The following is a 236-nucleotide window of genomic DNA, read 5'->3' on the forward strand; positions in this document are numbered from 1 at the left end:
GCGCAGGTCGCTCTCGGCCGCCTTGTCCAGGCTCACCGTGAAGCGGAGGTTGTTCCCCTCCTCCGCCGACACGTCGTTGATCGACGCGTTGTATTTCGCCGCCGGCGGCTTGTCGTCGTTCCTGATCGTGCCGATGCCGGTGGCGTCGGCCAGCGTGACGCCGGTCGGCGCCGCGGTCAGCACCACCGAGAAGGTCTCGTCCGCCTCGACCAGGCTGTCCTCGGTGGAGACGATGG

Annotated in this window: 1 protein-coding gene; it reads right to left on the reverse strand. The window is 68.6% G+C overall.

All coding sequences use genetic code 11. The features are described from left to right. Positions 1-236: hypothetical protein (locus AC1MIR_RS27940; RefSeq protein WP_480031424.1), on the reverse strand; the 236-nt coding region annotated here is incomplete at both ends.

The organism is Falsiroseomonas sp. RANM36, from assembly GCF_056682175.1.